General features: G+C 66.1%; 6 protein-coding genes and 2 pseudogenes. All 8 read left to right on the forward strand.

Translation table 11 applies throughout. The annotated features are described in order from the left end of the window. Positions 1-95, forward strand: a pseudogene (locus AB0P29_RS16050) (MerR family DNA-binding transcriptional regulator); the annotation flags it as partial. Between the two features lie 26 nt (positions 96-121). Beyond that, on the forward strand, positions 122-736 hold the full coding sequence (locus tag AB0P29_RS16055) for a CbiX/SirB N-terminal domain-containing protein (RefSeq protein ID WP_363381216.1): 615 nt from the start codon (positions 122-124) through the stop codon (positions 734-736). 130 nt (positions 737-866) lie between these two features. Then, a complete protein-coding gene (locus tag AB0P29_RS16060; RefSeq protein ID WP_116416102.1) occupies positions 867-2,120 on the forward strand; it encodes an NADH:flavin oxidoreductase/NADH oxidase in 1,254 nt (417 codons plus the stop codon). Positions 2,121-2,417: 297 nt separating this feature from the next. Beyond that, positions 2,418-3,014 carry a recombinase family protein gene (locus AB0P29_RS16065; protein ID WP_100812217.1) on the forward strand — a complete coding sequence of 199 codons (597 nt, stop codon included), beginning with the start codon at positions 2,418-2,420 and terminating at the stop codon, positions 3,012-3,014. A 7-nt stretch (positions 3,015-3,021) separates the two neighbouring features. Beyond that, positions 3,022-3,171 carry a helix-turn-helix domain-containing protein gene (locus AB0P29_RS16070; RefSeq protein WP_363381219.1) on the forward strand — a complete coding sequence of 50 codons (150 nt, stop codon included), beginning with the start codon at positions 3,022-3,024 and terminating at the stop codon, positions 3,169-3,171. Positions 3,172-3,318: 147 nt separating this feature from the next. Next, entirely contained in the window at positions 3,319-4,407 is a 1,089-nt protein-coding gene (locus tag AB0P29_RS16075; protein ID WP_363381221.1) for a Mu transposase C-terminal domain-containing protein, read from the forward strand. After that, the gene (locus AB0P29_RS16080; protein WP_100812215.1) at positions 4,407-5,219 is read left to right on the forward strand and encodes an AAA family ATPase; all 813 of its coding nucleotides are present in this window, start codon (positions 4,407-4,409) and stop codon (positions 5,217-5,219) included. The genes AB0P29_RS16075 and AB0P29_RS16080 overlap by 1 nt, the downstream gene beginning before the upstream one ends. Before the next feature lie 227 nt (positions 5,220-5,446). Beyond that, a pseudogene (locus AB0P29_RS16085) lies at positions 5,447-5,925 on the forward strand (IS5 family transposase); the annotation flags it as partial.

Below are 5,925 nucleotides of genomic sequence, written 5' to 3' on the forward strand. Positions count from 1 at the left end.
TCGCCGCGGCCACGGGCGTCAGCACTCAAACCCTTCGCTTCTACGAACGCGAGGGCCTCCTGCCGGCCCCGAGCCGACAAAGCAACGGATACCGGTCACCGCACTGCCCGGGCATGTCGACGTGCAGCAGCCCGACGTTGCCGCTGTGCTCTCGTCCCTGCCCGCGGGCCGGGCCGCCGTGATGGTGCCCCTGCTGCTGAGTGCGGGTTTCCACGTTCACGTCGACCTGGTGAACGAAGCATCCGTCGACGACCGCATCGTGACCGTCGCCCGTGCTCTGGGGCCCGACGACCGTCTCGTGCGCGTGCTCGCCCGCCGCCTCGGGCAGGCGGGCCTCCGCTCTGACGATGCCGTCGTGCTCGGCTGCGCCGGATCGAGTGATTCGCGCGCCGTCGACGACTGCTTCGAGATGGCCCGCCGCCTCGGAGTGGTGCTGCATCGGCCGGTGACAGTCGGATTCATCAGCGCCTCCGCACCCGCACTGCCCGCCGCCATCGCCGAAGCGCGGCGACTGAACCCGGGCCGCAGGGTGGTCGTCAGCACCTATCTGCTCGCCCCGGGGTACTTCAACGACCTCGCCCACGCGATGAATGCCGACCTGGCCACCGACCCGCTGCTGGTGCAGGATGCCGCGGCGCCACCCGAGATCGTCTCGATCGTGCTCGATCGCTACGCCGAGTCCGCCGCCGAAACCGCTGCCAGGCAGAGACCTCACACGCGCCTCGTGGCCTCGTGAGCAGAACGTTACCGGGCGGCAATCGCCACGAAACCGACGCCGGTGGTTGCCGATGGTCGACTGTGACCACGACCCACCCACGCTCCGCCCCATCCTCTCCTCACACTCACCCGCTCTCGAAAGGAACCCGATGCCGAATCTCTTCACCCCCTACACGCTGAAAGGCGTCACGCTGCGGAACCGCATCGCGATGTCGCCGATGACCATGTACCGCTCCACCGATGGGAAGCTCGACGACTTCCACCTGATGTACCTCGGGGCCCGCGCGGCCGGCGGCTTCGGTCTCGTGTTCCCCGAACAGATCGCCATCACCCCTGACGGGCGCACCACCACCCACTGCGCCGGTCTCTACAACGACGATCAGATCGAGGGCCACAAGCGCACCGTCGACATGATCAAATCGATGGGCGGCGTAGCCGCCATCCAACTCGGCCACACCGGCCGCAAAGGCAGCCTCGTCACCCCCTGGGAAGGCGGGCACATGCTTCCCCCGGAGCACGAAGCCGGCTGGGAGACCCGCGCGCCCTCCGCGATCGCCTACGGCGGGGACATGCCCTACGTGCCCCGCGCACTCACCGTCGAGGAGATCGCGCAGCTGATGCAGGACTATGCAGACACGGCAGCGCGGGCGGTCGAAGCCGGCTACGAGTGGATCGAGATGCACTTCGCCCACGGCTACCTCGGCAGCGAGTTCTTCTCCCCCCTCGCCAACCAGCGCACCGACCAGTACGGCGGCAGCCTCGAGAACCGCACCCGCTTCCACCTCGAAGCGCTCGACGCCGTGCGCGCGGTGCTGCCCGACCGCATCCCCCTCACCATGCGCCTCGGCATCGACGACCTGCACCCTGACGGCGTCACCGTGGACGAGTCCGTGACCGCGATCGGCTGGATGAAAGACCACGGCCTCGACCTGGCCGACCTGAGTATCGGATTCAACACCGACAACATGAGCGGCGACATCCCGATCGGCGTGCTCGGCGGCATGGTCAAGAACGCCACGCGCGTCAAAGAGGAGGTGGGCATTCCAGTCGCCACCAGCTGGAACCTCGGGCAGCCCGAGATCGCCAACCGCGTCATCGAAGAGAACCTGCTAGACCTCGTCTACCTCGGCCGCCCGGCCCTGGCGAACGCGCACTGGCCGGTCTACGCGGCCCGCGTGCTGGGCTACGCCGACCCCTTCAGCCTGGTGCCCGAGGACTGGGCCTGGTGGCTCCGCAACCTCCGCGGTGCCGATGAAGCCATCGGCTGGCCCGCCGCCACCAACGGCGCCTCCCTCACCCAGGTCGCCGGAGTCGCCGCATCGGCCCCGGTCATCGAAGAGTCGCCGGCCCCCGTGAGCATCGACTTCGCCGAGGAGCGCGAAGAAGAGCTCGAGGTCGCCTGACCTCCAGGCTGATAAACAATGAAGGCTCGAGCCCCCGGGAGGGCTCGAGCCTTCATTGTCTTACCGCAGACGGGTCCCAGTTGAGGAGCTATTGAAGCTTGCGTGTCGATCCTCGGGTCGACTAAGACTCGTAACCAGCGCCCCAGAAAGGTAAAGTTTTCCGAGGCACGCGAAACCCCTTCCGAGCAGCCGAGGGAAGTGGCGGATTTCCGGGACGCCATTTGTCTTGGAAACATGTCTTACCGCAAACTGTCTTTCCTTCGCCGCTTCTAGCAGTTATTGAGGCACAATGGTCGGGTGAGGCATCTCGGGTACACGCGGGTCAGTACGAGAAGCCAAGACGCGAAGTTGCAGGTCGACGCCTTGGTCAAATCCGGCGTGCAGGAGCGCGACATCTTCGCCGACGTCACCTCAGGTAGCCGAACCGCGATCTCCCGGCCCGGAATGAAGAAACTCCTCGACTACGCCAAGCCCGGCGACACGGTCGTCGTCTGGCGAGTCGACCGCCTCGGACGGTCCCTGATCGATGTTCTCAACACCGTGAAGCTCCTTCGGGAGCGAAACGTCCAGGTGCAGAGCATCTCTGATGGCATCGACCCGTCGACGACCTCGGGCCGGCTGATGCTGAACATGCTTGCCACTTTGGCTGAGTACGAGCGCGAGCTGATCACGGAACGGGTGAATGCCGGGATCACTGCTGCTCGGCAAGGCGGCACGAAGTTCGGCCGGCCCTTGTCGGATCCTGTCGTCGTCGCTGACAAACTCAAGCTCGTCACCGAGGCCAGGGCCAAGGGCCGGACCGCGGCAGATGCCGCGAAACTCGTCGGCTGGAGCCGAGCCACCCTCTACCGCCACCAGCAGGCCTTCGCGGCCCGCGAGAGCACCACCGTGTAAGTGACTCATGGACGCGGCCGAACGGTGGCGTGTTCTTCGGCTTCATGTCGAAGACCAGATCCCGCTCGCCGTCCTCGCCCGGGAGACCGGGATCTCCGCCCGCACCCTCCAACGCTGGCACCAGCTCTACCGCGCAGGCGGCATCGCAGCCCTCTAACCTCATGACCGCAACGACAAGGGGGGCCGCCGAACATCAGCGGAGACTGTCGCGTTCATCGAACGATTGGCGCTGACCCGGCCACGCCCAAGCATCGCCACCTTGCACCGGCTCGCCTCCGCGGAGGCGGAAGCTCACGAACTGCCGGTGCCGAGTTACGCGACCGTCCGCCAGATCGTCCAGGCACTCGATCCGGCCCTTGTCACGCTGGCACTTGAGGGACCGGTCTCGTACCGGGACAAGCACGAGCTCGTCTTTCGGCGCCGGGCGGAACACCCCAACCAGACGTGGCAGTCCGACCACACCGAGCTCGACATCCTCATCGTCGGCGCGGACGGGAAACCCGACCGGCCCTGGCTCACCACGGTCATGGACGACTACTCCCGCGCCATCTGCGGATACATGGTCTTCACCGGCGCACCCTCAGCCATCAACACCGCCCTCGCTCTCCGACAGGCGATCTGGCGGAAGACCGACCCGGCGTGGGCAATGTGCGGCATCCCCGAAATCCTCCACGTCGACCACGGCTCCGACTTCATCAGCCATCACCTCGAGCAGACCGCACTCGCCCTGCACATCAGGATCGTCCACTCCGCCGTCGGGCGACCCCAAGGCCGCGGGAAGATCGAACGGTTCTTCGGAACCATCAACACCGAACTCCTAGCCACGCTCCCCGGCCACCTCGGACCCGGCAGCCGAACACCAATGCCTATGCTCGACCTCGCAGGCCTCGACCGTGCCATCGGCGACTTCATCGGCACCTACAACGACCGGCCCCACAGCGAGCTGGGGATCTCACCCCGGGATGCGTGGGTCGCGGACGGCTGGCTTCCGCGGATGCCCGAGAGCCTTCAAGAGCTCGACGGGCTGCTCCTTACTGTTCCGAAGAACCGGGTCGTGCAACGCGACGGCATCCACTTCCAAGGCCAGCGCTACCTCGCCCCAACCCTGGCGCCGTTCGTCGGTCACACCATCACGATCCGGTACGACCCCCGGGACATCTCCGAGATCCGCGTCTACGACCGCGACACGTTCATCTGCACCGCCATCGACGAGGCCCACCCCAACCTCCGCCTCAGCCTCCGCGACATCGAAACCGCCCGCCGCGCCCGCCGCAAGCAGCTGCGTCGTGCAATCCACGATCGCATTCCGACCGTTGCCACCCGCCAGGAACCTCGCACCCCCGAACCGATCAAGCGGCGGCCACGGCTTCGCACCTACGAAGAGGACGAGTGATGAACCAGGCATTCATCGTCACCAAAGAACACCGACGCTTCACCGAGTTCGCCAACGCCGTCCGAAAGGAGAAAACCATCGGGATCTGCCACGGCGCCGCCGGCGTCGGGAAAACCAACTCCGCCCGCCGCTACGCGAACTGGGACGCCCTCGAGCCCTACATCAACGCGTGGGGACCGAGAGGCGATCACGACGCAAAGCACTATGCCCTGGCGAACCGATCCCGCACCGTCTTCTACACACCCGAAGTCCTCTGCCGGCCCAAGGACCTCATGCACGACATCGACCACTGGCAGATCAAAGTCGGACTCTGCGCCGACGAGCACCTCCGCTCCCTCATGCCCGACGGTGAAGTGGTCAGGCAGAACGACGTCACCCGCCTGGTCGAGCTCCTCATCATCGACGAAGCCGAACGGCTCACCCCGACCGCCTTGGAGCTTCTCCGCGACCGTCACGACCGCACGCATCTCGCGATGATCCTGATCGGCATGCCCGGTATCGACGAACGCTTCCGTCACTACCCCCAGCTCTACAGCCGCCTCGGCTTCTCACACCACTACCGCGCCCTTGGCCGGGAAGAGCTCCTCTTCGTTCTCGACCGCCACTGGAAGCGACTCGGCAGGACTCTCGACCCTGACGACTTCACCGACGCTCAAGCCATCGCCGCCATCGAACGCATCACCCGCGGCAACTTCCGCCTGCTCGAACGGCTCTTCCCCCAGATCAATCGCGTGCTGAAGATCAACCAGCTCGACACCATTACCGACGACGTCATTGAAGCCGCCGCGAGCATTCTCGTCATCGGCAACTAGCGACACGAAGCGATCACAGAACACCGCCAAAGAGCGGCAAACTCCACAGTGCGGGGTTTCGGCACGGCGGGTCGGTGTGGGGAGTCGATCAGTTCCACGCCGAGCGACGGAGTAGCCGGAGTCCGTTGAGGGCGACGATGACGGTCGATCCCTAAGCTCCACACGATCCGTCGCGACCTAGGGCGTGTCTGACAAATAGTTCGGCGGCGCGCTGAGAGTCTGAGGTCGTGACGCGGTTTCAGGTGCTCTCGGATGCTCAGTGGTCGTTGCTCGAGGAGATGCTGCCGCGCCCGACCGGGCGCAGGGGACGGCCCTTCGCGGACGCGCGGTTGATGGTCGAGGGCATCGTCTACCGGTATCGGTGCGGGATCGCGTGGCGGGATCTGCCGGAGGTGTTCGGGCCGTGGCAGACGGTATGGACCTGGCATCACCGCATGGCCACGGAAGGCACCTGGGACAAGGTGCTCGCCACACTCACCGCCGCCGCGGACGAGGCGGGGCTGGTGGAGTGGTCGCTGTCGGTGGACTCCACGATCGCCCGCGCGCATCAGCACGCGACGAACACGAAGCGCCTCACAGGGGGCTGGATCGAATTACACGAATCCGGGCGTCGAGCCGCCTGATCACGCGGTCGGCCGCTCCCGAGGCGGCCTGTCGACGAAGATCCACCAGCTCGTCGACGGCAACGGGCTCCCGCTGGTCGCGC

The organism is Microbacterium sp. NPDC080220, assembly GCF_040686395.1.
Lineage (GTDB): Bacteria > Actinomycetota > Actinomycetes > Actinomycetales > Microbacteriaceae > Microbacterium > Microbacterium gawkjiense.

What these genes read in the sequence shown, in the direction of transcription:
- AB0P29_RS16060 (WP_116416102.1), top strand. Translation starts at nt 867, where the DNA reads ATGCCGAATCTCTTCACCCCCTACACGCTGAAAGGCGTCACGCTGCGG.
- AB0P29_RS16070 (WP_363381219.1), top strand. Translation starts at nt 3,022, where the DNA reads ATGGACGCGGCCGAACGGTGGCGTGTTCTTCGGCTTCATGTCGAAGAC.
- AB0P29_RS16080 (WP_100812215.1), top strand. Translation starts at nt 4,407, where the DNA reads ATGAACCAGGCATTCATCGTCACCAAAGAACACCGACGCTTCACCGAG.